The sequence below is a fragment of the Agromyces albus genome (assembly GCF_030815405.1).
GTDB lineage: Bacteria > Actinomycetota > Actinomycetes > Actinomycetales > Microbacteriaceae > Agromyces > Agromyces albus_A.
This window is the reverse complement of record NZ_JAUSWX010000001.1, coordinates 3572034-3595855: the sequence shown is the minus strand read 5'-3', so window position 1 is coordinate 3595855 and position 23822 is coordinate 3572034. Positions and strand designations below refer to the sequence as shown.

Here is a 23822-nt window from a genome sequence, read left to right as displayed (position 1 = left end):
GCGGGGGCATCCGCTGCCGGCCCGCCTGAGGATGGCCGAGACCCATTCCATCTCGAGCTCGGGAGCAGCATGCCCACCTTCACCACGTCCGACGGAACCGACCTGTACTACTCCGACTGGGGCACCGGCCAGCCGGTCGTCCTGAGCCATGGCTGGCCGCTCAGCTCCGACGCGTGGGCCGTCGAGCGCAAGCTCCTCGCCGACCACGGCTACCGCGCCATCGCGCATGATCGTCGCGGTCATGGCCGCTCGGCGCAGCCCTGGAACGGCAACGACATGGACACCTACGCCCGCGACCTCGCGGAGCTCATTGACGCGCTAGACCTGCGCGACGTCGTGCTCATCGGGCACTCGACCGGAGGCGGCGAGGTCGTCCGTTACGCGGCCCAGCACGGCGCCGGCCGTGTCGCCAAGGTGATTACCGCAGGTGCGGTGCCGCCGGTGATGGTGCAGTCGGAGTCGAACCCCGAGGGCACGCCGATCACGGCGTTCGATGACATCCGGGCCGGCGTGCTCGCCGACCGCTCGCAGTTCTTCCAAGATCTCTCGCTGCCCTTCTTCGGCTTCAACCGGGAGGGTGCTGCGGTATCGCAGGGCGCGCGCGACGACTTCTGGCGGCAGGGCATGCTCGCTGGCATCCAGGCCGCCTACGAGTGCATCACGGCGTTCTCCGAGACGGACTTCACCGAGGACCTGAAGGCCCTTGACGTGCCGATCTTCATCGCGCACGGCGACGACGACCAGATCGTGCCGATCGCAGCCGCCGCACTGAAGTCGATCGAGCTCGTCAAGCACGGCACCCTCAAGGTCTACGCGGGAGCGCCGCACGGAATCTTCGGCGACTACCAGCAGCAGCTCGATCGCGACATCCTCGAGTTCATCAAGGGCTGATCGCAACGCGAAGCGGCCGCCCACCCGAACGGGAGGACGGCCGCTTCGTCGTGTCGACGAGGTCGACTCAGGAGGCGAGACGCTCGCCCTCGCTGCCCTCGGCGAGCTCGGCGATCGCGCTCGTGATGACCGCGGCGACCTCGGCCGGATGCGTCTGCATGACGAGGTGCGGCGCGTCGAGCTCGACGACCGAGCGGAGGCCGGCGCGGGTGTAGCCGAAGCGCTCTACCTCGGGGTTGATCGTGTGGTCGGCGCTCGAGACGATGCCCCAGCCCGGCTTTTCCTTCCACGCCGCCGCCGGGGCCGGCTCCCCGAACGCGACCGCGGTGAGGGGCCGCTGCGAGACCGCGAGCACACGCGCCGTCTCGTTGGGCACGCCGGCCGCGAAGACTGCGGGGAATGCGTCGATCGCGACCGAGACATCCGTACCGTCCTCACCGGCTGCGACCGGGTACGGCGTGGTACACGAGGTTCGCGGCAAGGTCGGAGTCGGGGAATCCGCCTTGCAGCTGACCCAGGCTCTCGCCCTCGTCGAGGGCGTAGCCCGAGACGTAGACGAGGCCGACGACGTTCTCGGCGACGCCGGCGACCGTGATCACGGCGCCGCCGTAGGAGTGGCCGGCGAGCAGCACTGGGCCGTCGATCTGCTCGACGAAGGCGCGGATCGAGGCCGCGTCCTCGACGAGACTGCGGTTGTAGACCGGAGGCACGCGAACGGTGTGGCCCTGCTCGAGCAGCGCCGCGGTGACGGGGGCCCAGCTGGCGGCGTCGGCGAACGCGCCGTGCACGAGCACGATCGTTGGAGTGGCGGACATGAGATCTCCTTCAGAGATTCGACGGGCGTGCGGCCGCACGGGCGGCGACCGCCCGTGCGGCGTCGCGTTCCCGGTTGGCTCCAGCTTCGTTCTCAATGCCGTCTCGCATCCGGTCGCGCACGGCCGGGTATCCCTCGCTTTCGGACGGATGCCGCGAGCCTCAACTCCGGCCGCACGCGCGAACCGCACCATCCTGACGGTGTGACGCTCTCGCCCCGCTCCGCCGCAGTCCGCTCCGTCGGCGAACACCTGCCCTGCCTCCGAGAGCCTGATCGTGCGACCGGTGCGCACGAGCAGCGGCACGCCGAGGCGCGTCTCTGCTCGCTGCAGATGCTGGCTGATCGCCGGCTGGCTGAGCCCGAGTCTGTCGACCTCGAGATCCATGGGTCTCCCATCGTAGCCAATGGTCATCGGGCCGCCGCGTGGCGTTCCCAGGACGCGGTCGTGAGGGCCGCGGCGATGACGAGAGCCGCGACGAGGAACAGCACCGCCAGCGAAGGAAGCCCCACGGCAACCACGCCGAGCACGGTCGAAGTACCCGCGGCGATCAGAGGCGGGCGGCTCCAACGGCCGACCATCACTCGGGCGAACAAGCCGAGGCCGAGTAGAAAGCACGCGAGCCCACCAGTGAGTGCGATCACCGCGACCCAGTGTGCCGGAGCGCCGGGCGCGACGAGGACGTCCTGGAGGATGAGCCGGATGCCGAGCGCGACGTACATCACCCCGGCGACCAGTGGGAGGTGCCCGAGGGTGTAGCCGTCGCGGGCGAGCGCGGGGCGACCTTTCGGCCCGGCACCCAGCAGGGCATGCTGTGCTGCGGCTGACGGACCACGGAAGTAGGCCCACCAGAGCCCGACGACGACGACGAATGCGAGCGCGGCCGCGAGAATCGACAGACCCTGGACCGTGCCCTCGTTCAGGGTCGAACCCAGCCCGGCTCCCGACGAGAGGACCGTCTCGCCGAGCGCGATGATCAGGACCAGGCCATGCCGCTCGACGAAATGCGCCGGACTGGTAACCCGCCATCCGTTGTACCGAGAGACGAGCCATCCCACACCGAAGTCCAGCCCGAACGCCACGGCCCAGCACACACTCTGCAGGTCCCCTCCGAGCACGGCTCCGACGATCAACAGAACGCTGGATAGCGTCTGCGGGATCGCATCGATCAGCACCTGCGTGCGTAGTCGCCGGTCGCCGCGCGAGGTCCAGAGGAACGTCGAGACGTAGCTGGACCGAACCACGGTGAAAGCCAGCGCGAGTACAAGCGCCGGGCTCAGCCAGCCGGAGTGCGGCTCCCAAGCGTACGGAATCACCAGCGCGGCGATAAACAGCGCCGCCATGGACACGAGGATCGCGACAACGACACGACCGCAGTCGAGGCGCACCCGGTTGCCGAGCCAGATGAACGCGCACCACGCCCACCAGAGCAGGAGCAGCAACAGCAGCCCCCGCCCGAGGCCAGCCCATCCCGGCTGCGTCTCCATAAGCTCGATCACGCGCATGAGGGCGAACACGAAGACGAGGTCGAAGAAGATCTCGAACATCGTGACGCGATCAGCCCCGGGCAGCACGGAGGCGGCCCCGGCGGCTTCGGTCACTCGGCGCGGTGGGCCGGCCACGCGGAGTGGCCTCACGGTGTCGTCGCGGTTCGCGTTCACAGCACCGCTGGCCCGCTGCCCGGGAAATCGGTGGATGCGGCAAGCTCACGACCGGAGTCGAACTCGGCGTGGAAGCGGCTCAGCTTCTCGCCGATACGACGGTACGCATCGCTGCCGAGGACCAGCCAACGCCTTGGGTCGGGAGCGCGAACGTTGCGGACGATCGCCTCCGCGGCGCGGTCGGGATCGCCGGGGAATTGCTCCGGCCGCACGGCCGACACCGCTCGGATGAACGACCCCGAGGTCGCGTCGTAGTCCGGGATCGTCCGTCCCGACACGTGCGTGCGCTTCTCGATGCCGGTGCGGAACGATCCAGGCTCGACGAGGAAAGCCCGCAGCCCGATCGGCTCGATCTCCTGCCAGAGCGACTCGGTGAGGCCCTCCAGTGCGAACTTCGTCGCCGAGTAGTACCCGTTGGCGGGCAGGCTCGAGATGCCGTCCATCGACGAGATGTTGACGATGATGCCGCTGCGGCGGGCCCGCATGCCCGGGAGCACCAGCCGGATCAGTTCGATCGGTGCGAAGACGTTCACTTCGAACTGGGCACGGATGTCGCGTTCGTCCTGCTCCTCGAGCGCGCCGAGGAAATCGATCGCGGCGTTGTTGACGAGCACGTCGACCCCGCCCGCCCACGTCTCGGCTGCCGCGATCGCCTGCCGGCGCTGCTCCGCGTCGACGACGTCGAGCTCCACGGGCAGCGCGGTCTCGGGGTACCGGTCACGGACCGCGGAGAGATCGTGACCGCTGCGCGCCGCCAGGACCACCCGATCGCCGGCATCGAGTGCGGCCTCGGCGAGGGCAGCGCCGAGGCCGCTGCCGGCGCCGGTGATGAACCAGGTCAGGGTGACGCTCATGCTGCAGCTCCTTCCGCTGCCTCGGCGCCGGGCGAGCGGAAGTCGGCTGAACGGCTGACAGGTGCCCACGCCTGCGCCTCGTTGAGACGACGTTGTTCCCCGTCCAGCACGCGGGCGACCGCGTCGCTGCCGAGCGGCAGCCGGAGGGGCAGGTCGGCGCCGGCTCGGCCGAGATCGCCGTGGGCGAGGCCGACCAGCACACGTGCGCCGCGCACCGGGTCACCCGGCTGCTTGCCGTCGCCCTGATCTCGCAGCGCGTGGATCGCGCCGACTGTCGCCTCGTAGTCCGATCCGACTGGGTGCTTGGTCATCGAGTCGCCCTGCCAGTCGGTGCGGAATGCACCCGGCTCGACGATCACGACCCGCACCCCGAAGGGGGCCGACTCGGCGGCCAGCACCTCGGAGAAGCCCTCGACGGCGAACTTGGCGGCCTGATAGGCGCCCAGGCCCGGCGTTCCGCCGATGCGGCCGCCCACAGAGGAGAACTGCAGGAAAAGACCCGCCCGCTGGGCGCGCATGACCGGCAGCGCCGCGCGGGTGACGTTGACCACGCCGAAGAAGTTGGTCTCGACTTGAGCCCGGAAGTCCTCCTCCGGAGTCTCCTCAATCGACCCGCTGTTCGCGTACCCGGCGTTGTCGACCACGACGTCCAGCCGGCCGAACCGGTCAACGGCGCGGCCAACGACCTGTCTCGCAGCCTCGGCGTCGGTGACGTCGAGCTCCGCGACCACTATGCGATCCGGGCCGTACTGCGCGGCGATTTCGTCGAGTGCCGACGCGCGCCGGGCGGTGGCAACGACGAGGTCGCCGCGTTCGAGCGCGGCTTCGACGATCCGCTTGCCGAAGCCACGCGAGCTTCCCGTGATCAGCCAGACCAGGCTGTCCGTGGCCCTCCGTCGCTCGTTCATGAGTCTGTCCCTTCTGCGCCTGCCGTGCGCCGACGCTCTACTTGATCCAGCGTGCTGCCCGATGGTGCGGCATCGCGCCCGGGTAACTGCCCGGAAGGGCCCCCGGTGTCGCGGAACCGGTGAACCCAGGGGCCGAGTAGCCGGTGCGCAGCTGATGCCGTGACCCACCGGTCGACGGTCGGCACCCGCCCGGGGGTCGACCGGTCGTCCACCCGGGCGCGGGGGCGGGCAGCTCCGCGAGAACGTGGTGCGGTGTCGATCGTTCGGTACCACCGCTCAGCACGTCGGAGAAGGAAGGGAACCCCATGCCGACCGTCAGATTTCACCTCATTTCCACGTTGACTACGCCTGAACTCATGGCCGTGCTCACCGATTTCAGTCCGTCTCGTGCCGAGCGCTGGCCCACGATCGACGCCGAGCACTTCGAGGTCCATGCCCTCGGTGACCACTGGGCCGACGTGACCGAGGGGACCGCCTCCGCTTGGGAGCACGCCCACTACGACTGGGATGACGACGCGAATCGCGTCACCATTACCACCATCGACTCGAAGGTGTTCGGGCCCGGGGGCGGCTGGGTCTTCCAGCTCACGCCGCTGGCCGACGGCACCCGCGTCGACGTGGAACTTACCCGGCAGCCCGTCACGCTTAAGGCCAAGCTGCTCGCGACGCTGCTCCCGCTCGTCGCCCCGAGCTCGCTGCGCACGTCGTTCAGCGGCCCGCTCCAAGCCGCGCCGGTCGCGGCCGACTAATTGCGCGACACGCAGAGAGGAACCACCCATGCGAATGATCGACCGAATCTTCGGCCGCAAGGTCGAATTGGAATCCGAGCCGGTGCCAGTGGGCGTGCCGATCGCCGATGCCCGAGCCGTCGACCGATACCAGCGGATGCTCCGCACCGCGCCGCCCGAAGTCATCGAGCGTGCCCACGTCGAGGCCTTCGAGCGGCTCACACCGGCACAGCTCGACTTGTTGTTCGAGCGCCTCACCAAGGACGCCGAACAAGCTGACGAACGGCCCGCCGATGCCCTGCCGGCCAGCCTGGCCCGGTCGGTCGAGCGCGCCGAGCGTCGCCGTCCGGGCGCCATCGCGCGGTCGGTCGAAGCGGTGGAGCCTGGCGTCGGCGCGAGCGCCTGGCTGGGCGCGTCGATCCTCGACGCCGTCGTGTGGTACTTGATCGCGTCCGTCGCGTGGAGCGTCTGGAGCGCACCGGAGGAGCAGGCGGGTGATCCGTCCGCCGCGGCTGCCGACCCGCCCGACCCAACCGACGCCGGGGACTTCTGGGACTGGGGCTTCTGAACAGCGACTTGTGGTGTACGCCCCCGGTCCCGGGTGGCCACCAGTGTGTCGCACGGGCGCCTCCGCCCACCGGGCGGCGGCATCCTCGAATCATCCGAACGAAGGAAAGGGATGTTCCCATGGACACCGAAACGAAGGACGTCGCCGCGACCGTACCCGGCACCGCGACGCACGACACGACCGCTGCCATGAAGCTCGAGGTTGTCGTCATCCCCGTGACCGACGTCGACAGGGCGAAGGCGTTCTACGCGGGCCTCGGGTGGACGCTCGACGTCGATCTCGATATCTCCCCCGATTACCGGGTGGTCGAGTTCACACCTCCCGGCTCGCCGACGTCGATCATCTTCGGCACCGGCGTGACCGACGCCGAGCCGGGGTCGGTTCGTGGACTGCAGCTCGTGGCATCCGATATCGAGGCGGCGCGCGCGGACCTGCAGGGCGCCGGTGCGCCGGTCAGTGACGTCTTCCACGACGCGACCGGCATCTTCCACCACGGCGGCACTACTGCTCGCGTGCCCGGCCTCGCGCCCGAGCGTCGTTCGTACGGCTCATGGGTCGCGTTCGAGGACCCGGACGGCAACGAATGGCTCGTGCAGGAGGTCACTGAGCGGATCCCCGGCCGAATCGTGCAGACGCGGTACGACTCGCCCGCCGAGTTGGCAGCGGCCCTCCGCACGGCCGCTGAGGCGCACGGCGTGCACGAGGCCAGGATCGGGCACGAGGATGCCGGGTGGCCTGAATGGTATGCCGAGTACATGGTGCGTGCGGCAGCGGGCCAGGAGCTGCCTGAATGACCGACCGTTCCGCACCGCTATCCCGTCTGCTCGTCTTCGAGGAGCTCCGCTCCCTGCAAGGCCGGCTCTGCCGTTCCGCCGGTGACCGAGCCTGGGACGAGTTCGAGCGATGCTTCGCCGACGGAGGGCAGCTGCGGGTGTTTGACCCAGACGGTTCCCTGGCGTGGTTCGCCCTCAGCCCCCACATCGGAGCAACGATTGACCTCGAAGCGGGCGACGCCACCCTTGTCGTGCATGCGTTCGGCGCCGAGCTCACAGTCCGATCGGAGACGCGTGCCGAAGGTGTGTGGGCGGCGGAATATGTCGTCGGTCGGGATGCCTCACCGGGCCGGGTTCGGCGCGGATACTGCCGGCTCCACCAGACCTACATCCGGGATGGCGAGCGATGGGTCATCCGATCGATCGATCTCATCCGACAGCTGCGGAACTGAACCCGGCGGTGGGACCGCGTCGGCGAAGCACATAGGATCGGCCATCATGGAGCACCGCACGCCTGGCCCGTCACTGTTGGGCCGTCGGCGTGAGTGCGAGGCGATCGGCCGAGTGGTCGCGAGCCTCGGCGGTGGCCAGAGTCGCGCGCTCGTGCTGCGCGCCGAGGCCGGCGCCGGCAAATCGGCGCTGCTCGACTACGCAGCCGAGTGCGCCGCCGCCTGCCAGGTGCTGCGCGCGACCGGCGTGCAGTCCGAGATGGAACTCGCCTACGCCGGTCTGCACCAACTGTGCGCCCCGGTGCTTGACCGCCTCGACGCGTTGCCAGAACCTCAAGCGGCGGCGCTCGGCGTCGCCTTCGGCCTGCGAGGCGGGGACGTGCCGGATCGGTTCCTGGTCGGACTCGCGGTCCTCGGGTTACTTGCGGAGGCCGCGGCTTCTCGACCGGTGCTCTGCCTGATCGATGATGCACAGTGGCTGGACCGCGCGTCCGCTCAAGTGCTCACGTTCGTCGCACGCCGGCTCGTCGCCGAGTCGGTCGGCCTCCTCTTCGCGGTGCGCGAGCCAGTGGGCGACGACTTCACCGGTATCGAGGACCTCGTCGTCGAGGGGCTCGAGCCCGCTGACGCGCGGCTGTTGCTCGAGTCGGTCATCTCCGGTCCGATCGATCCCGATATCCGGGAACGGCTGATCGGTGAGGCCCGCGGCAACCCTTTGGCGCTCCTCGTCCTGTCGCGCGGACGAGGAACGGTGGAGATTGCCGGCGGGTACGGCATGACTTCACCGCCGAGCCTGACGAGTCGCATCGAGGACAGCTTCGTCAACCGCATCCGGACCCTGCCGCCCGAGGCGCGGTCGGCGCTGCTGGTCGCAGCTGTGGAACCCATCGGCGATCCCGCGCTGATCCAGCGGGCGGCAGACGCGCTCGGCATCGAGGCGGAGGCGATAACTCCTGCGATCGAGGACGAACTGATCGAGTTCGGCGCCCGCGTGAGATTCCGGCACCCGCTCGTGCGGTCCGCTGCGGTGCGCGCGAGCCCGGTCGGCGCGCGAAGAGCCGCCCACCGGGCACTCGCGGCCGCGACCGATCCGTCCTCCGACCCCGACCGGCGTGCCTGGCACCTGGCCGAGGCCGCCATCGGCTTCGACGAGGCGGTCGCCGCCGAGCTTGTGCGCTCCGCGCGGCGCGCGCAAGCACGAGGCGGGGTTGCCGCAGGCGCGACGTTCCACGCTCGCGGTGCCGAACTCACGCCGGACGCGGGCCTTCGGTCTAGGCGCGCCCTCATGGCGGCGGAGGATACGTACCGGGCGGGCGCGATGAATGAGGCGCTGCGGCTGCTCGACCTCGCGAATCCTGCACTACTCGACGAACATCAGCGGGCCCGCATCGAGCTGGTGCGCGCGCACGTGGCATCGAGTACTACCCGCGGACGTGACGCCGCTGCGGGCTTGGTGGCGGCAGCTCGCCTGCTCGAACGACACGACGGAGAGACCGCCCTGGCGACCTACGCCGACGCGATGATCGCCGCGATCTCGGCCGGAACGCACGCCGAAGCCGTCGGACTTCCCGAGGTCGCGGTGGCAGTTCTCGCCGCCGACCCAGCGCCACCCCTCAGCGTCCCCGCCCTCGCGGCTGCCGACGCCCTGCGCGGACTCGCCATGCTGATCACCGACGGGTACACGGCGGCGGCGCCGGTGCTCCGGGACGCGCTCGCCCGGCTCGTGACGCTGGCTGCCTCCGACGAGCCGACTGTGCCGACGGCCGACCCTGACCCGCGCCGGGGCCTCGGCGAGGACGCCGCGCCGCCCGGCAGTCTGCTGCAGTGGCTCCCCATCGCCTGCGCCGTCGCACGCGTCCTGTTGGACGACGACGCCTACGACGTGCTCGCGTTGCGTGCCGTTCGCATCAGCCGCAGTCAAGGCGCGTTTTCGCAGCTGCCCCTGGTCATGGCCGAGCGCACGTCGGTCCTGCTGCTCAGCGGCAGAACCGACGAGGCTATGTCGATTGCACAGGAGCTCCAGCCGATCATCGAAGCGACAGGAATGCCGACATCGATGACCCGCAGCGGCTGGCTCGCCACGTTCCGGGGCGACGAGTCGGTGAAGGCGGAGGTGACCGAGCGGCTCCGTCCGGAGATCCTCGAGCGCGGCGAGGGCCAATGGTTCATCACCGTGGCCTGGCAGGACGCGCTGCTGTACAACTCACTTGGGCGCTACCCCGAGGCGCTCGCGGCGACTGAGCCCGCAGCCGGTCACCCGTACGACATCGGGCTCGCCGGCTGGATTCTGCCCGAGCGCGTCGAGGCGGCCGTGCGCGCCGGCGCCCCGGAACGAGCAGCCGAGCCTCTCGCCCGGCTCGAGGAGCTGGCAGCGGCATCCGGCACCCACTGGGCTCGAGGTCTCGCCGCCCGCGCGGCGGCGCTCGTCGCCGACGACAACACGGCCGAAGGCCGCTACCTCGAGGCAGTCGCATGCCTCAGACGCACTCGGATCCGCACCGCGCTCGGTCGGGCACACCTTCTCTACGGCGAGTGGCTGCGACGCCAGAACCGCCGCGTCGAATCCCGCGAGCACCTGCGCCTCGCACACGAGATCTTCGTGGATACCGGAAGCGATGGGTTCGCGGAGCGCGCCCGACGTGAACTTGCCGCCACGGGCGAGGTGGTGCACAAGCCCGCATCCGGCCCAGTCGACGAGCTCACGGCCCAGGAACGCCAGATCGCCGTCCTCGCCGCCGCCGGCAGCACGAATCCCGAGATCGGCGAGCAGCTCTTCCTCAGTCCGCGCACCGTCGAATGGCATCTGCGCAAGGTGTTCGTGAAACTCGGTATCTCATCTCGACGGCAGCTCGCGCGAGCACTTCGCATTGCGCATCCGGCGTCGGTGTAGCCGCCGGCTCGGACCCGAACCGGCAGTCTTCGCCGCGAGCGGTACGCCAACGCGCTGGATGCCCGGCAACCGTGCCCCCCGTGCACCCGGGTCTGCGGTGTCGGGACACCCGGGTGCTCACCCGTCACCGGCACGGGTGCCCGCGGAGAGCAACTTTCGGCACCGTGGTGCCATGAACATCAACTCGCCAAATCAAGTCGCACACACCTCGGTACGCACTGTCGACGTGAAGCGCATCGCCTTCTCGATCGCGGCGGTCGCCGCCGCGATCGTCGTCCTCCTCACCTGCTGGGCGTCGATCGTTCCGGCGGCGCATGCCGAGACCCTCACAACTGCCGCGGCGGGCACCGCTGCCAGCGATGCACCGATCGTGCAGACCGCCAACGGACCCGTCCGGGGCCTCGCGACGCCCGCCGGTGTCGAATTCCGCGGCATCCCCTATGCCGCGCCACCCACCGGCGAGCTGCGGTGGACCGCGCCGCAGCCCGTCACCCCGTGGTCGGATACCCGTGAAGCCACCGTCTTCTCACCGGTCTGCCCGCAGGGACCACCGAGTCCGTGGGGGCAGAACGAGGACTGCCTCTATCTGAACGTCACCGCCCCGGCCGCAGACGCCACATCGGTCAGTGCTCTGCCCGTGATCGTATACATCCACGGTGGCGGATTCTCCTACGGGGAAGGCGCCGACTACGACCCGGCGAAGCTCGCAAGCGAGGGCGCCGTCGTCGTCACCGTCAACTACCGAATCGGTCTGCTCGGCTTCCTCGCACACCCGGCCTTCGCCGAGAGCCCCGACGGAGCCACCGGCAACTTCGGCTACCAGGACCAGCAGGCAGCGCTGCAGTGGGTGCAGCAGAACATCGAGCAGTTCGGCGGCAACGCGCAGAACGTCACGATCGTCGGCCACTCGGCCGGAGGACTCTCCGTGCTCGCGCAGCTGGCCTCGCCGGGCGCCAAGGGGCTATTCCACCGCGCGGTGATTCAGGCCGGCGCGTTCGCGCTGGAGCAGCAGTCGCTGGCAACGGCGGAGCAGGCAGGCCAAGCCAGTGCGATCGCACTCGGCTGTGCCGACCAGTCCGCTGAGTGCCTGCGAAACGTGCCCGTGGACGCGTTGGTCGCGAACGCCCAACCATCGTTCACGCCGGGATACGTCGACGGCGAGGTGCTCCGCGAGTCGGTCGGCTCGGCGATCGCCAGCGGCAGATTCAACCGGGTGCCGATCATCAACGGCACGAACACGCAGGAGGAGCGGATCTTTACCTCGATCGGGCTCAGCGTGACCAAGGGCGCAACCATTCAACTGCCGAGCCTGAACATCGATGCATCGAGTTACGTGCCGACGATCGCGACGAACTTCGGCATCAGCAAGGCGAAGGCGGCCATCATCGCGGCCGCATACCCGCTGTCGAAGTACGCCACCCCAGCGCATGCGTTCGCCACGCTGAACTCCGACGCGAACTTCTCCTGCCCCGCGTACGGGCTCGACATCGCCGCGTCCCGGTACGTGCCGACGTTCGCGTACGAGTTCAACGACGCCCTCGCGCCCCAGCGAGACGTCCCCGACGCGCTCGGCGAGCCGCTCGCGGCCACGCACCAGTCGGAGCTGCAGTACCTGTTCGACCTGCCCAACGCGTCGTTCCCCGGCGGGCTCTCGGCCGACCAGGAACAGCTCGCCTCGAACATGCGCGCAGCTTGGGTCCAGTTCGCAGCAACCGGATCTCCGTCGACGGATGCGGTCTCCTGGCCGAAGTTCAAGACGCTGAACCCGCGCATGCTCTCCCTCGAGGCGCCTGCGTCCAGGGTGGAGAAGGATTTCGCCTCCACGCACAAGTGCGGGTTCTGGGCTGCCGCCGCCCTGTTCGGGAACCGCTGAATCCATCCATCCGCCCATCCTGCTGGGGGTGTCAATGGCACCCCCAGCAGGGAGCCGGACCAGCCTTCGGGGAGGCCGCCATGTTCCACGCACCCGTTCGCGACATCCGCGTCGTGAAGCGGTACGAGCGGCGGCATCCGCTCGGCCGATCGATGATCACCACTGTCGAGGTCGCCGAGTTCGACCAACTCACCCCCGCCCAAGCCGACCTGCTCTGGACGAGGTCGAGCAGCGGCATCGCCGTCAAGGCGCATGCTCGCCGGAATCGCGTCGAAGCCGCGATCGATTGGCTGACCGGCACATCCGCTTCCTCAGCGGGCGCCTTCTGCGTCGCCGTGAACCCCTACAGCCCAGCCTACGGCTGGTGGGCGATCGAAGCCGGGCCGCGAGCGGACCGTTCCGAGACAACGTAACCGCGAGAGGACCAGACCATGCTGAGCGAGCTCGAAACCGCCAACCGAGTGGTCGATCGCCTCGACTCTCGCTTCCCCGGCGCTCCACTTACTGTGATCAAGGGCGCCGTCGCGAGCGAGCAACACGAGTACGCCGACGCGGCCGTGCGCGGTTACCTGCCGGTCCTCATCGAGCGCGCGGCACCTGCACGGTGACCTCGCCGATCTCGGTCCGCACCGTCTTCGGACTCGACCCGTTCCGGCTGTTCCCGCTCCCGCGACCTGCCGGCGCGTACCGGTCGTAGCTGAGATGATCCGACAGCTCGGCCTCTAGCGCGGACTGCAGCATTTGCCGGGTCAGCCCCGTCAGCAGCCCGTCCGGACCGGTCAACTCGATGCCCTGCGCCTGCGCCTGCGCGACCAATTGTTCCGCGAGTGCGGACAGATCGACGTCCGCCTCGATGAGCTCGCCGGTTTGCGCGTTCACGTGCGTGACCCGTTGCAACTCCTTACCCATGCGCGATTCTCCTCACGCCACGGCTCACCGCGGCAATCACGCCGAGCCAGTTACACAAAGTTCCTGACAGTCCCGACGCACCCTCTTGCCGGCAGAGGCTGGCCAGCGGTACTCGTTGAGCATGGGCGAGCGGATGAGCTGGGAAGAGTATCGCCGCGCAAATGACATCAGCGACGGGGCGGAGGGCGAGGCGTTCGCCGCGTATCTGCACTACCTCTCGGGCGGCACCTGGGACGGCGAGGCCCGCGAGGTCAAGGGACCAGCAAAGCCCGGCTGAGCCAGCGGCGACGGTCGGCCGCGTGTGCGGATGATGTACGCCGCGGCGGCCGTACTTTCCCGGCCGCACTCGCTCCCCTGTCATAATCAGCGCAGATGAATGAAGGACAGGACAGCTCGGAAGTGGGCGCGCAGATCGACACATCTCGTGCGCCGCTTGGAGTGCGAGCCGCCTTGGCTCTGGTGCAAGCAGTGGCCGCGAGTGACGATCGAGTCGAACGGCACTATCTAGAGGTCAAGGGCGATCTCGACCTCACCAAGAAGAACGACATCGCCAAGATCGCCAAGTTCATCTTGGGCGCGGCGAACCGACTCCCAGCGGTCGCGAGCGCCGCGTTCGAAGGGTACGGCGTGATGATTATCGGTGTCGTGCCCGGTGAGATACGGGGCGTGCCTCCGATTGAGGTTCTCGACATCGACAAGATCGTGAGCCAATACCTTGGAGTGGCCGGCCCGCATTGGGACTTGGTGCGCGTGCCTGTGAAGGGCTCGAATAACGAGGTGCTTGTCATTCTTGTTGATCCGCCCCGAGACGGCCAGGACCCCTTCCCTTGCCGGAAGGAGGGCGACAACCTCTTCAACGGCCGCATTTATGTACGTGCTGACGGCGAGACCCGTGAGGCTAAGGCTGAGGAGCTCGACCTGCTTCTGAGGCGCGGCAAGTATCAGCCAGCGGCAGAGGTCGCCTTCGAGGTCGAGATTCTCGGCCTCGCTCGGCCTGTGCAGATCGACCACGAGAAGACAATCGAGGCTTACATCGCCCGCACGAAGTCGTGCCTGCTAGATGCGCTACCCAAGCCCGAGCCCGAGCCGGAGGTCAAGCCCGTTCACCTGAGCCGCGGCTTCGACGCCCCGGGCGCGGTGCTGCGGGCGTCGGCGGCCGAGATGATGCAGGAAATGGGCAAACGAGCGGGGTTCCCCAGCCTGGGCATGTCAGTCTTGGGGTCCGATCCCGAAAAGCGAACCGAAACTCAGTACCACGCTTCAATCGAGCGGTGGGAAGGGCGGGTGCGTGAGAAGTGGGGTGACGCGCCGGACATACTTGCCGGCTATGCACTCAAAGGCGTGGCCGTACGCGTTTCAAATGCCACAAAGATCTTCTTCCACAAGGTGGAGGCGCGAGTACACCTGGACGGAGATGTCCGCGGCATCCTTTGGAGAGACGGCTCCCTACCTCTAAAAGATCTTGATCTTGACCTTCCTACGCCGCCGAGGGCATGGGGGCCAGTACCGCGCAGTCCGTTCAATCCGTACATGTCGGGGCAACCTCAATACGCCTCGCCATCCATCGCACTTCCCTATCGCTCACCTCTCGACTGGAACAACTCAGGGTCCGTTGACCTCACATTGGACGTCGGGGACTTACGCCCCCGCCAAACCTTCACCCCTGACGACGATGAGCTGATCCTCGTGCTGCCGCCGACAGCACAGGGCGAAGTGCACGGAACGTGGGAGATCACAGCTCGCGACCACAACGAGATCTACACCGGTGAGATCGGCGTCAAGATCGGAGCACCGCTGGACCTCACCGGCGCCGTACGCGAGTTCTTCGAGCTCGACTAACCCGATATCGGGTGTCCGTATGGCGATCCGTCACCGGGCGTCTGTTGCGTCCTTCGCTCGGACCATTCGAACCTCTCGCACGTCGTCTTCGGTTTTGACCGCCCCGTCGGCCACGAAGCCGTGCTTTCGGTAGAAGGCTTGCGCGGGCGGGTTAGGGTCGGCGACCCAGAGCGCGGCAGGCGCGCTCCGGTCGATGACCGCATTGAGGAGCGCCGTACCGACGCCCGAACCGTGGAACGCGGCAAATACGTAGAGGACGTACAATTGCTGCGCCCCGTCGTCGTCGCCAAGGGAGGGGCCTGACATTGCAACGCCGATCAGCTTGCCTTCATGCGAAGCGACGGCGGCGGTGTTCTGGCCGTATCGCGGATCGGTCAGGGCCGCGGTCCAGAACCTCTCGCGCGAGCTCAGGAGTCCTGGATCGTCGAGCACGGCATCGCTCATCAGTCCCCTGTATGTCTCGCGCCAGGTGTCCACATGAACTTTCGCAATGCTTGGCGCGTCGCCCGGCTCGGCGCGACGCACGGCAAAGTCGATAGTCATTGGTCCACGGTACTGGCAGCGATTAAGCACGTTACGGCTCACGGCAAACAAGGCGGCAGCAGTGTCCGATTGACGGTCCCTTAGAGGGCATCGCGGCGTCGGGCGACGAGAGCTGCCAGCGGGCGCTGGCCGGTGGTCTTCCTGATGTGTGATTCGAGCACGTCGAAGCCAGTCGCGTTCAGCTCGGTGCCGAGGTCATCCACTGGCCATCGGTATGCCGGTGTGACGGCGTGAGCGAATTCTTCAACCGCCTGGCCTTCGAAGAATCCGACAAGCAGCGTGCCGCCGGGCTTGAGCGCGCGACTGAACTCCAGTAGAGGAATCCGTATCGTCTCAGGCTCGTAGTGAATAAGGGAGTACCACGAAAGGATCCCACCGACTGAACCCGTGCCAGCATCGAGCGAGTCGAGACTGCCGAGCGTGAAGCTCACACCGGGAAAGGTGTTCTTGGCATACTCGACGAACTCGGGCACCAAATCGACGCCGCGAGCAGCATGGCCTTGCTCCGCGAGAAAGTTCGTCCAATGACCGGGACCAGACCCGGCATCGATGATCTCCCCGTGGACATCGCGGGCCCACGTGGAAACGAGTTGGAGATCCAATGGATGCACGGCAGTCATCGATCCCAAGAGTTCGATGTACTCCGCCGCTCGGCGTGCGTACGCTGCCCTGCTGGCCTCGTTCACCATGCGATCGAGTCTAGGCAGGACCGATTTGCGTGCCCGTTGGCGGTGCCTGACCGGGACGCTACATGGCCGTCCGGTCTTGCCGCGGACGGTGTGATCATGCGACGCCGGGATGAGGAGAATGTGGGTCAGGTCGGTAACCCTGCGCGTCGCTGAGCGGTGACGAGATAATTCGGTTGGGTCGCGTCGTACGTGGACCCTGCGAGGCTTAGACCTGCGGCCGCGACATCGGCTAGGAGTTCCTCGTGGTGGAAGGGCCAGATCGGCAGCAGTTCGGTCGTCACCTGCAGCTGGTCACCGTCCTGGAGTGCTGCCACGGAGATCTGCAGGTGGTGTTCGGCGTCCCATGAAGGCGGCACCTGCCAGGAGTACACCACCATTGCCTTGCGGCCGGCGCGTTCCACGAGCCGGTCCCAGACGTCCAGCCTGCTGCCTGCTGAGCGGATCTGCTCCCAGTTGCGGGAGGTCAGCGCCAGCACCCCACCTGTCGCCAACACGAATGCCATGCCGTCGAGTGCGGCGCGCCGGCCACTGCGTCCGACCGCGTGCGCGAGCGAGTTCCCGACGCACAACACAGCGTCGAACCGGTCCTGCCAGCCTTGATCGGGTAGCTGGTCCCAGCGGCATACCCGCGTCGACACCTCGACTCCGTGAGCGCGAGCCAGCGCCTGGGTCCGCTCGACCATCGCCGGGCTGGCATCGCACGCGGTGACCCGGAACCCGGCCTCAGCCAGCCCCACCGCCAGCAACCCAATCCCGCAGGCGCAGTCCAAGATCTGTCCCCCCGGGTCGAGCCCCGCCGTCACCATCTCGAACGCCTGCGCATTTCCCGCCGGGGACGCCTTAGCATCCGGTACCAGCCACTCATACACCGACGCCAATGACCCGTAAGCAACCTCACCCACAGTGATCCCTCCCCACGCACATCGTGGCACGCCCCTTGTCGTTTTGTTTGCCTTCCTGGCCGTTCATCGCAGATCCCTCCGCGCGGATGCTCGGCTCAAGGTTCAAGGCTCGATCGCGCCTAGCGGCGCAAAGCTCGTTCCTCCACCGGTGGGCCATGCGCGGGCTGCTGGCCATCGCATACCCCGATCCACTGAAGACGAATCGAGCGGCCTCATGCGCTCGTGCAAGGTCCGCCCCAAGGCCGGTCCGTAATGGGACGTGCGCAAGCAGATCGCTCAGCGGGCCCGCTGGTTTAGCTCTCGTGACTCATCGCGATCGGCCGGGGCCACCTCAGCGCAGCTGGTCGCCGGACTCATGTCGCCGGCCGCCGGTCGCTCGTGCCCGCCACCGAAGTTAGCCGGTCGCGTCCGAGCGTCGACGAAAGCGGGTTCTCAGTCCGCACGAGGGGTGAGCTGCAGGACCGGGATTCGGCGATCGGTCTTCTTGAGGTAGTCCCCGAACTGCGGCTCCTCGGCCGCGATCGCGCTGTACGCTTCCCGCCACTCGTCGCCCGTGATCTCGGTCGCCATCACCGGCACCGTCACGATCTCGCCGTCCACGAGAGCCTCGATCTCGAACGACGGGTTCGCCCGCAGGTTGTAGTACCAGGCGGGATGCTCCGGCGAGCCGCCCTTCGACGCCACCACCCGCCACCCAAGCTCGTCGCGGAAGCCAACGACGGGATTCAAGTGCGTCTCGCCCGACTTCGCCCCGATCGAGTGCAAAATGATCAGCTTCGAACCCCAGTAATTCTCGGTGCCCTTGCTGCTGCGGAACGTCTCTACGACGTCGTCATTCCAGCCCATACAACCGTCAACGGAGGTGCAACCGAGAACCTTCCCGCTCCAGCCGATCAGTCGATGCCGAACGCAACGCATTGAGCCATCGGTCAGCGGGCAGACGATTCCGCTACGACCGCCGCCGAGGTGGGGGCCCGCGCAGGGAATTTGTGACTATTAAGTGACTACAAGGGCAGTTTGCAATCGAAAGTCGCGGGCCTCGCACGCGACGAAATCCCTGACCAGAGATGGGAACGTTTTCCGTCGCGACATCGTGAGTGAGGTTCCTCAGGGAATCCGTCAACGCAACGAGAAGTAGCAGCGCTTCTGGTAGCCGGAAAGCCGATCTGATCAGGCTTTTTATCGGAGAGCGGATGACGGGAATCGAACCCGCGCTATCAGCTTGGGAAGCTGAAGTTCTACCATTGAACTACATCCGCGCGCGGCATCCGTCTCAGGATGCACGGTGACCATGCTAGCAAGACGAGCCGCGCTGTTCCTCCCGATCCGGCGCTACTCCGGAAGCTCCGACCCGAACTCGAACGCTTCGACGAGCGGGCGCACCGCGTCTTCGAACGCGTCGTCGACGAAGTACGCCTTGAGGTGGTCGCGCTTCAGCTCATTGCCGATCGCACCCATGATCATCGACTGGTCGAGGCTCAGGTACCGGTCGGCGATCGTGCCGCTGCCCACGGCAACGGAGTCGTAGAACCCGCCCGGGCCGTACGCGCCGAGCTCGTCGCGAAGGCCGTCGAGGTTCTCGAGCACCGCGTCCTTCGCGTACGGGAGCGCGAGGAAGGCCGCGTGCGGCGTGACCACGCCGTCGCCGAAGTCGGGCGCGGGGTTGGTGGCCTCGCGGCATCCGTCATATCCGGCGTCGACGTTGGTGCGCTCGACGTCACTCGCGTACCCGTCGGAGCTGATGCCGATCGCCTCGACACCGTATTCGCGGTATTCGGCGAAGGGGTCGGATGCCGGTGAGAAGCCCCAGTAGCCGTAGCCTGCCTCGTCGAGCCCGTGCTCGATCTGCGCGCGCACGGTGGCGGGGTGATTGACCGCCCAGGACTCGGCGCCCCACTCCGCCTCGGGGATGAACAGGTCGGGCATGAGCGCCTCGAACATGCTGCCGCCCCACGCGGGCACGAGCTTCAGGTCGCGGTACTCATAGACGCCTTCGTAGACGGGCACGCCGAGGTACTCGCGCCACTCGCCAGCGGGCTTCTGCTCCTGCCAGGCCCAGTCGCAGCCCTGGTCGGGCATCGTGCGGAGTGTGCCGTAGTAGCCCTCGGCGGGGATCTGCCCGTTCGCGATGCCGAGGTACGTCGCGATGCGCGACTCGCTCACCGTCGTGTCGTACCAGTGGCAGGTGTAGAAGACGTCGGGGCCGTCGTCGCCGTAGTTGCCGGGCACCGAGCAGCCCGGAGGCGCCTCGACCCAGAAGCCGCCGCGGTTGATGCCCACCTCGGGGCGGGCGGCGAGGTCGTGGAACCATCCGAAGTCCATCGACGCGTAGAGCGCCTGGGCGTCGTGGGCGAGCTTCGGCTCGGCGCCGGCGACGACGCGCAAGGCGGCCGCGAGCCATCCGTTGTCCACGGTCGAGAGGAACGGATGCACCGTGCTGCCGTTGGCCGGCCACGTCGTGAGCTTGGCGCCGTCGGCCGGCGAGTACCAGTTGTAGTACATGCCGCTCGGCTCGTGCCGTTCCATCGTCGTGAGCGTCGAGAGCGTCGTGCTGATCCGCTCGCGCGCCTCCTTCTTGGAGATGAGCTCGAGGTCGCGCGCCACGACCGTGGACCAGAGGTACCCGCCGATGTTCGTGGGACTCGTGTACCCGCTCGCCGCCGTGAGATCACCCTCGATGTTGTCGGCCACGAGCCCGGTGTCGTCGTCGGTCATGGCGACGAGCGAAGTCCAGGTGTCGGCGGCGTAGGTGCGCAGCACCTGATTCGCGGATCGTCCGCCACGGGCCGCGTCGTCGTCGCCGCCGTCGCTGGCAGCGGCGGCGGACGCGGCCGTCGGTGGGATGGCGAGTGCCGCGAGTGCCACCACCATTCCGGTGATGGTCATCGCACGCAGAGTCGATCGCATGTGAACTCCTTCGTTCGCGTCCTCGGCAGGACGTCGTCCTGACAGAGTTGCATTAAAACCTGCCACATGAAAGGTATTGCTGCGAGGTCGACGGATGACGCATCCGCGGCTCGACGGATGACGCATCCGCCGATCGATGCGGCACGCCGTTGCTACGCTGGCACCGTGCTTCTCTCGGATCGCGACATCAGGGCCGAACTCGACCAGGGCCGCATCGGTCTCGCGCCCTATGAACCGGCGATGATCCAGCCGTCATCGATCGACGTGCGCCTCGACCGCTACTTCCGGTTGTTCGACAATCACAAGTACCCGTTCATCGACCCGGCCGAAGACCAGCCCGAGCTCACCCACCTCATCGAGGTGCGGCCCGACGAGGCGTTCATCCTGCACCCGGGGGAGTTCGTGCTCGCCTCGACGTTCGAGGCGGTCACCCTGCCCGACGACGTCGCGGCTCGCCTCGAGGGCAAGAGCTCGCTCGGCCGGCTCGGCCTCCTCACCCACTCGACGGCGGGGTTCATCGACCCCGGCTTCACGGGGCACGTCACGCTCGAGCTATCGAACGTCGCGACCCTGCCCATCAAGCTCTGGCCCGGCATGAAGATCGGCCAGATGTGCTTCTTCCGCCTCTCGTCACCGAGTGAGCGGCCGTACGGCTCGGCCGAGTACGCGAGCCGCTACCAGGGGCAGCGCGGGCCCACGGCGTCGCGCTCGTTCCAGAACTTCCATCGCTCGGATGTCGGCGTGACGGCGGCCGGCTCACCTGGACACTGAGTACCATGCAGGCGCTGCTCATTCGGCCGGTTCGGGTGACGGATGCCGCTGCGCTCGTGCCGCTCATGGGCGAACTCGGGTACCCGTCCACGACCGAGGAGATCGAGTACCGCCTTGCGCGCAACGCGCACCAGCACGAGTCCGAGGCCTGGGTCGCCGTGCATGACGGCGCGGTGGTCGGCTTCGCGGCGGGACTCATCCTATGGTCGTACGTGTCGAACGGGGCATCCGCTCAGCTCACCTCGCTCGTCGTCTCGTCGGAGACTCGCGGCACGGGCGTGGGTCGGCAGCTCGTCGCCCACTTCGAGGTGTGGGCTCGCGGCCGTGGAGCGAAGCGGGTCGTCGTGACCTCCGCCCTGTATCGAGACGACGCGCACGCCTTCTACCCCGCCATCGGCTACCCCGAGACCGGCAAGCGCTTCGGCAAGCCGCTCGACTGATGAGTGCGGCTGGCTCAGAGGAAGCCATGAGGCGGCAAGTCGCCGGCGGCGCTATCGTGTGGGCATCAACGCCGCGTGTCGGCGGCCGGCCGGGTGCAGGATTCACGTATTGGGGGCCAATCATGAACGACAGCAAGGATGAAGCGGTGCGGAACCTCGGGGGCGAGCTCACCCTCGAGGACCTCAGGGAGGCGACGATCGCGCAACCCACGAGGGCCGGGCGGATGACACCCGCGAAGCTGCGCGACCTGGTGACCGAGCGCGAGGGACAGAGTTACGACATCCTCGACGCGCCAGCCGTCACGCTCTCGGCGCGGCACCCGTGGGACCCGGCGGCGAGGCTCGACGTCTACCAGCCTGGACGCTGGGATACCACCTACAACCTCATCTACATGTCATCGGACTTCGCGCCGAACAGCGCGTCGTTCGGATATGTCGACTTCGTCGCGCCGGCCGACAGCGTCTACCTCGCGAGCGTTCGGTTCAGCGGCCATCAGACATCGCTACGCGTGAACGGACCTTGGGGCGTCGTGTCCGCGTCGTCCGCGACGACGAGCGACCACCCGACGGTCACGGGCGTCTGGAACGGCACGCTCGGTGCGAACCTGCACTTCAACTTCTCGTTCAGAGGCGGGATCATCGGGTACATCGAGTCGATCGAGATCTACCAGGTGTCATAGTGGGGTCTCTCGTGTAAGGAATGGAGACTTGCCCCGGCAAGCCTCCAAGCCCCGCTTCCCTCGAGTTCGAGTACGGCCAGCGGGCGCCTACGACGCCGCGACTCGAGCCAGCTCACCGGCCTCTTGGAGCCGGGATCCGAAGGCTCCTCCGGTTGCGCCGGCTCCGGCGACGAGAACGCGCATTTTCGATCCCTTTCCGTGGTGCTTCGGCTTGCGGGGTATCCGCATCCAGATTGTCAGCTTGAACGTGGTACGGCAGCAGGCCGGTCGCCCGCGACGAACAGCACGCCGATCACGATGAACAGCCACGCTCCCGACGCCGGTAGCAGGGCTGCGCAGAAGACGCCCCAGATGGCCAGTATCCAGCCGAGCACACCCGGCACCCGGTTGCCCTTCCTGGCGGAGAACACCACGAGGATTCCGAGCGCGAGCAGCGGCACGGCGAAACTTCCCGGGGTGAGCCAGAACGCCTCGGCGAACCGAAGCTGCTCAGCGCTCGGCCGCAGCGTCACCGTGCCCCACCAGCCGGCCGAGACGATGTCGCGCCAGACATCCGCTCGCGCGATCGACGTCAGCACCAGGTGGATCACGCTGCCGCCGATCGCCAGCCAGCCGCCAGCCGCTGTGAGGCCGAACCTCTTCACTTCACGTTCTGCTTCGGTCGCCGTCATGGTCTGATCCTTGCAAGGACACCGGAGCGAAAGATCACCCGTTCGGAGGATGTGCGCGAGTTGGCGCGCGCGGGCCGATCCAGGTCAGGCGACGGATGCCGCGACGCCCGCTTGCCCGAGCCCTGCGCGATCGAGCGCCTCGATGCCGCCGTTCACGAACGCCGTGACTGCGTCGAGCGTGGCGTCGGCGCCGAGGATGCGCGAGTGGCCGGCGCCCTCGGTGACGATCAGGCGCGAGCGCTCGCCGTGGGCGGCGTGCAGCCGCGTTCCTTCGCTGGCCGCCACCTCGCGATCACCATGATCGTGCACGACGAGCAGCGGCACCCCGGCGGGGAGCGGCGTGGCCACGGCGTCGAACCGCGCGTAGGGATCCTGCTGTTCGTGCATGACGAGTCGCGCGAACTCGCGAGCGAGCACGTCGGCGGTGGGCGCGCTGAGTCCCAGACGGCCGGCGAACGAGTCGACGAGGAAGCGGGCGTCGGCCATGCCCGAGATCGCCACGACGCCGCCGGTTGCCAGTCCCTCGCGCACGGCGGTGAGCGCGGCGAGCCCGCCGAACGAGTGTCCGATCACGGCGCGGAATCTGCCGTGGCGTGACTGCAGTGCCTCGATCGCGGCGAGGTAGTCGCGGATGTCGGTGCGCCGGGCTCTCGACTCCCCGTTCGCGGGCGCATCGAAGGCGACGAGTCGATACCCCTCGGCCCTGAGCTCCCGCACGATCGGCGCAAACTGGGCGGCGCGGCCGCGCCATCCGTGCACCAGCAGCACGGTCTCAGGGCCGTGACCCCATTCGTACGTGGCGACGTCGCGGCCGCGAACGTGGAGCGAGCTGCGGGCGGCCGACTCGTGCACCGCTCGCTCGCCGGGGCGTACCGGCAGGGCGGGCCCCACCCTCTTGAAGAGTGGCAGCGCCAGTCGTGCCGCGACCTCGGGCGAGACGCGATCGGCGGCGCGGATGGCGGCGAGTGTGGCGGTCAGGGCGGGGTGCATGGTGTCTCCGATCCGGGAAGCGAGTCGCGCCGAGGTGCGAATGCGCAATCAATACGAACGGTCGTACGTACACT

26 protein-coding genes, 1 tRNA gene and 2 pseudogenes are annotated in these 23822 nt (G+C 67.9%); 14 read left to right on the top strand and 15 right to left on the bottom strand.

Translation table 11 applies throughout. From position 1 onward, the window contains the following. Nucleotides 1-69 precede the first annotated feature (69 nt). Nucleotides 70-891 carry an alpha/beta fold hydrolase gene (locus tag QFZ29_RS17070; RefSeq protein WP_306895327.1) on the top strand — a complete coding sequence of 274 codons (822 nt, stop codon included), beginning with the start codon at nucleotides 70-72 and terminating at the stop codon, nucleotides 889-891. 67 nt (nucleotides 892-958) lie between these two features. Here the strand turns inward: QFZ29_RS17070 and QFZ29_RS17065 are convergent, their stop codons facing one another. From QFZ29_RS17065 to QFZ29_RS17040, 6 genes and pseudogenes are all read right to left on the bottom strand, one after another. Next, nucleotides 959-1372 (bottom strand): alpha/beta fold hydrolase, encoded by a 414-nt coding sequence (locus QFZ29_RS17065; protein WP_306895325.1) that lies wholly within the window; start codon nucleotides 1370-1372, stop codon nucleotides 959-961. After that, entirely contained in the window at nucleotides 1326-1706 is a 381-nt protein-coding gene (locus QFZ29_RS17060) for an alpha/beta fold hydrolase (protein WP_306896786.1), read from the bottom strand. Before QFZ29_RS17060 ends, QFZ29_RS17065 begins: the two co-directional genes overlap by 47 nt. Nucleotides 1707-1967: 261 nt before the next feature. Beyond that, nucleotides 1968-2090: pseudogene (locus QFZ29_RS17055) on the bottom strand (helix-turn-helix domain-containing protein); the annotation flags it as partial. Nucleotides 2091-2113: 23 nt separating this feature from the next. Next, nucleotides 2114-3304, bottom strand: coding sequence for a low temperature requirement protein A (locus QFZ29_RS17050; RefSeq protein WP_306895323.1), 1191 nt, complete (start codon nucleotides 3302-3304; stop codon nucleotides 2114-2116). Nucleotides 3305-3360: 56 nt separating this feature from the next. Then, the gene (locus QFZ29_RS17045; RefSeq protein ID WP_306895321.1) at nucleotides 3361-4218 is read right to left on the bottom strand and encodes an SDR family NAD(P)-dependent oxidoreductase; all 858 of its coding nucleotides are present in this window, start codon (nucleotides 4216-4218) and stop codon (nucleotides 3361-3363) included. Further along, nucleotides 4215-5126 (bottom strand): SDR family NAD(P)-dependent oxidoreductase, encoded by a 912-nt coding sequence (locus QFZ29_RS17040; RefSeq protein ID WP_306895319.1) that lies wholly within the window; start codon nucleotides 5124-5126, stop codon nucleotides 4215-4217. The genes QFZ29_RS17045 and QFZ29_RS17040 overlap by 4 nt, the downstream gene beginning before the upstream one ends. Before the next feature lie 356 nt (nucleotides 5127-5482). On the opposite strand from QFZ29_RS17040, the gene QFZ29_RS17035 reads away from it, so the two are divergent. The 8 genes from QFZ29_RS17035 (at nucleotide 5483) to QFZ29_RS17000 (ending at nucleotide 13015) form a co-directional block, all read left to right on the top strand. Then, nucleotides 5483-5875, top strand: a complete 393-nt coding sequence (locus QFZ29_RS17035; RefSeq protein ID WP_306895317.1) for a hypothetical protein — start codon at nucleotides 5483-5485, stop codon at nucleotides 5873-5875. Between the two features lie 28 nt (nucleotides 5876-5903). Further along, a complete protein-coding gene (locus QFZ29_RS17030) occupies nucleotides 5904-6422 on the top strand; it encodes a hypothetical protein (protein WP_306895315.1) in 519 nt (172 codons plus the stop codon). Nucleotides 6423-6541: 119 nt separating this feature from the next. Then, nucleotides 6542-7216: a VOC family protein gene (locus QFZ29_RS17025; protein WP_306895313.1), complete on the top strand. Its 675-nt coding sequence runs from the start codon at nucleotides 6542-6544 to the stop codon at nucleotides 7214-7216. Beyond that, a complete protein-coding gene (locus QFZ29_RS17020) occupies nucleotides 7213-7647 on the top strand; it encodes a nuclear transport factor 2 family protein (RefSeq protein WP_306895312.1) in 435 nt (144 codons plus the stop codon). Before QFZ29_RS17025 ends, QFZ29_RS17020 begins: the two co-directional genes overlap by 4 nt. A gap of 46 nt (nucleotides 7648-7693) precedes the next feature. Beyond that, the gene (locus QFZ29_RS17015; RefSeq protein WP_306895310.1) at nucleotides 7694-10534 is read left to right on the top strand and encodes a helix-turn-helix transcriptional regulator; all 2841 of its coding nucleotides are present in this window, start codon (nucleotides 7694-7696) and stop codon (nucleotides 10532-10534) included. Between the two features lie 226 nt (nucleotides 10535-10760). Then, complete coding sequence (locus QFZ29_RS17010; protein ID WP_306895309.1) at nucleotides 10761-12407, top strand: carboxylesterase/lipase family protein; 1647 nt, start codon at nucleotides 10761-10763, stop codon at nucleotides 12405-12407. An 80-nt stretch (nucleotides 12408-12487) separates the two neighbouring features. Next, complete coding sequence (locus QFZ29_RS17005; protein WP_306895308.1) at nucleotides 12488-12820, top strand: hypothetical protein; 333 nt, start codon at nucleotides 12488-12490, stop codon at nucleotides 12818-12820. 18 nt (nucleotides 12821-12838) lie between these two features. Next, entirely contained in the window at nucleotides 12839-13015 is a 177-nt protein-coding gene (locus tag QFZ29_RS17000) for a three-helix bundle dimerization domain-containing protein (RefSeq protein WP_306895307.1), read from the top strand. Here QFZ29_RS17000 and QFZ29_RS16995 read toward each other — a convergent pair. Beyond that, nucleotides 12990-13316, bottom strand: a pseudogene (locus tag QFZ29_RS16995) (transposase); the annotation flags it as partial. The gene QFZ29_RS17000 and the pseudogene QFZ29_RS16995 overlap by 26 nt on opposite strands. Nucleotides 13317-13449: 133 nt before the next feature. Here QFZ29_RS16995 and QFZ29_RS16990 point away from each other — a divergent pair. Both QFZ29_RS16990 and QFZ29_RS16985 read left to right on the top strand, forming a co-directional pair. Further along, nucleotides 13450-13593: a hypothetical protein gene (locus QFZ29_RS16990; protein ID WP_306895303.1), complete on the top strand. Its 144-nt coding sequence runs from the start codon at nucleotides 13450-13452 to the stop codon at nucleotides 13591-13593. 95 nt (nucleotides 13594-13688) lie between these two features. Next, a complete protein-coding gene (locus QFZ29_RS16985; RefSeq protein WP_306895301.1) occupies nucleotides 13689-15155 on the top strand; it encodes a hypothetical protein in 1467 nt (488 codons plus the stop codon). Nucleotides 15156-15185: 30 nt separating this feature from the next. Here QFZ29_RS16985 and QFZ29_RS16980 read toward each other — a convergent pair whose 3' ends face one another. The 6 genes from QFZ29_RS16980 to QFZ29_RS16955 form a co-directional block, all read right to left on the bottom strand. Next, a complete protein-coding gene (locus QFZ29_RS16980; RefSeq protein WP_306895299.1) occupies nucleotides 15186-15698 on the bottom strand; it encodes a GNAT family N-acetyltransferase in 513 nt (170 codons plus the stop codon). Nucleotides 15699-15778: 80 nt separating this feature from the next. After that, nucleotides 15779-16387, bottom strand: a complete 609-nt coding sequence (locus tag QFZ29_RS16975) for a class I SAM-dependent methyltransferase (RefSeq protein ID WP_306895297.1) — start codon at nucleotides 16385-16387, stop codon at nucleotides 15779-15781. 125 nt (nucleotides 16388-16512) lie between these two features. Then, entirely contained in the window at nucleotides 16513-17256 is a 744-nt protein-coding gene (locus tag QFZ29_RS16970) for a class I SAM-dependent methyltransferase (RefSeq protein WP_306895295.1), read from the bottom strand. A gap of 465 nt (nucleotides 17257-17721) precedes the next feature. Further along, the gene (locus QFZ29_RS16965; protein ID WP_306895293.1) at nucleotides 17722-18135 is read right to left on the bottom strand and encodes a nitroreductase/quinone reductase family protein; all 414 of its coding nucleotides are present in this window, start codon (nucleotides 18133-18135) and stop codon (nucleotides 17722-17724) included. A gap of 342 nt (nucleotides 18136-18477) precedes the next feature. Beyond that, nucleotides 18478-18548 (bottom strand) — tRNA-Gly (locus QFZ29_RS16960). Nucleotides 18549-18621: 73 nt separating this feature from the next. Continuing rightward, nucleotides 18622-20196 carry a glucoamylase family protein gene (locus QFZ29_RS16955; protein ID WP_306895292.1) on the bottom strand — a complete coding sequence of 525 codons (1575 nt, stop codon included), beginning with the start codon at nucleotides 20194-20196 and terminating at the stop codon, nucleotides 18622-18624. Between the two features lie 165 nt (nucleotides 20197-20361). Between QFZ29_RS16955 and dcd the strand changes: the two genes are divergently transcribed. The 3 genes from dcd to QFZ29_RS16940 all read left to right on the top strand — a co-directional run bounded on the left by dcd (nucleotide 20362) and on the right by QFZ29_RS16940 (nucleotide 22087). Further along, on the top strand, nucleotides 20362-20967 hold the full coding sequence (dcd, locus tag QFZ29_RS16950) for a dCTP deaminase (RefSeq protein ID WP_306895290.1): 606 nt from the start codon (nucleotides 20362-20364) through the stop codon (nucleotides 20965-20967). 5 nt (nucleotides 20968-20972) lie between these two features. Then, nucleotides 20973-21407: a GNAT family N-acetyltransferase gene (locus QFZ29_RS16945; protein WP_306895288.1), complete on the top strand. Its 435-nt coding sequence runs from the start codon at nucleotides 20973-20975 to the stop codon at nucleotides 21405-21407. Nucleotides 21408-21529: 122 nt separating this feature from the next. After that, a complete protein-coding gene (locus QFZ29_RS16940; protein ID WP_306895286.1) occupies nucleotides 21530-22087 on the top strand; it encodes a hypothetical protein in 558 nt (185 codons plus the stop codon). 236 nt (nucleotides 22088-22323) lie between these two features. Here QFZ29_RS16940 and QFZ29_RS16935 read toward each other — a convergent pair whose 3' ends face one another. Together QFZ29_RS16935 and QFZ29_RS16930 are read right to left on the bottom strand one after the other, a co-directional pair. Then, on the bottom strand, nucleotides 22324-22758 hold the full coding sequence (locus QFZ29_RS16935) for a DUF6463 family protein (RefSeq protein WP_306895285.1): 435 nt from the start codon (nucleotides 22756-22758) through the stop codon (nucleotides 22324-22326). A gap of 84 nt (nucleotides 22759-22842) precedes the next feature. Continuing rightward, complete coding sequence (locus QFZ29_RS16930) at nucleotides 22843-23748, bottom strand: alpha/beta hydrolase family protein (protein ID WP_306895283.1); 906 nt, start codon at nucleotides 23746-23748, stop codon at nucleotides 22843-22845. Nucleotides 23749-23822: the final 74 nt, after the last annotated feature.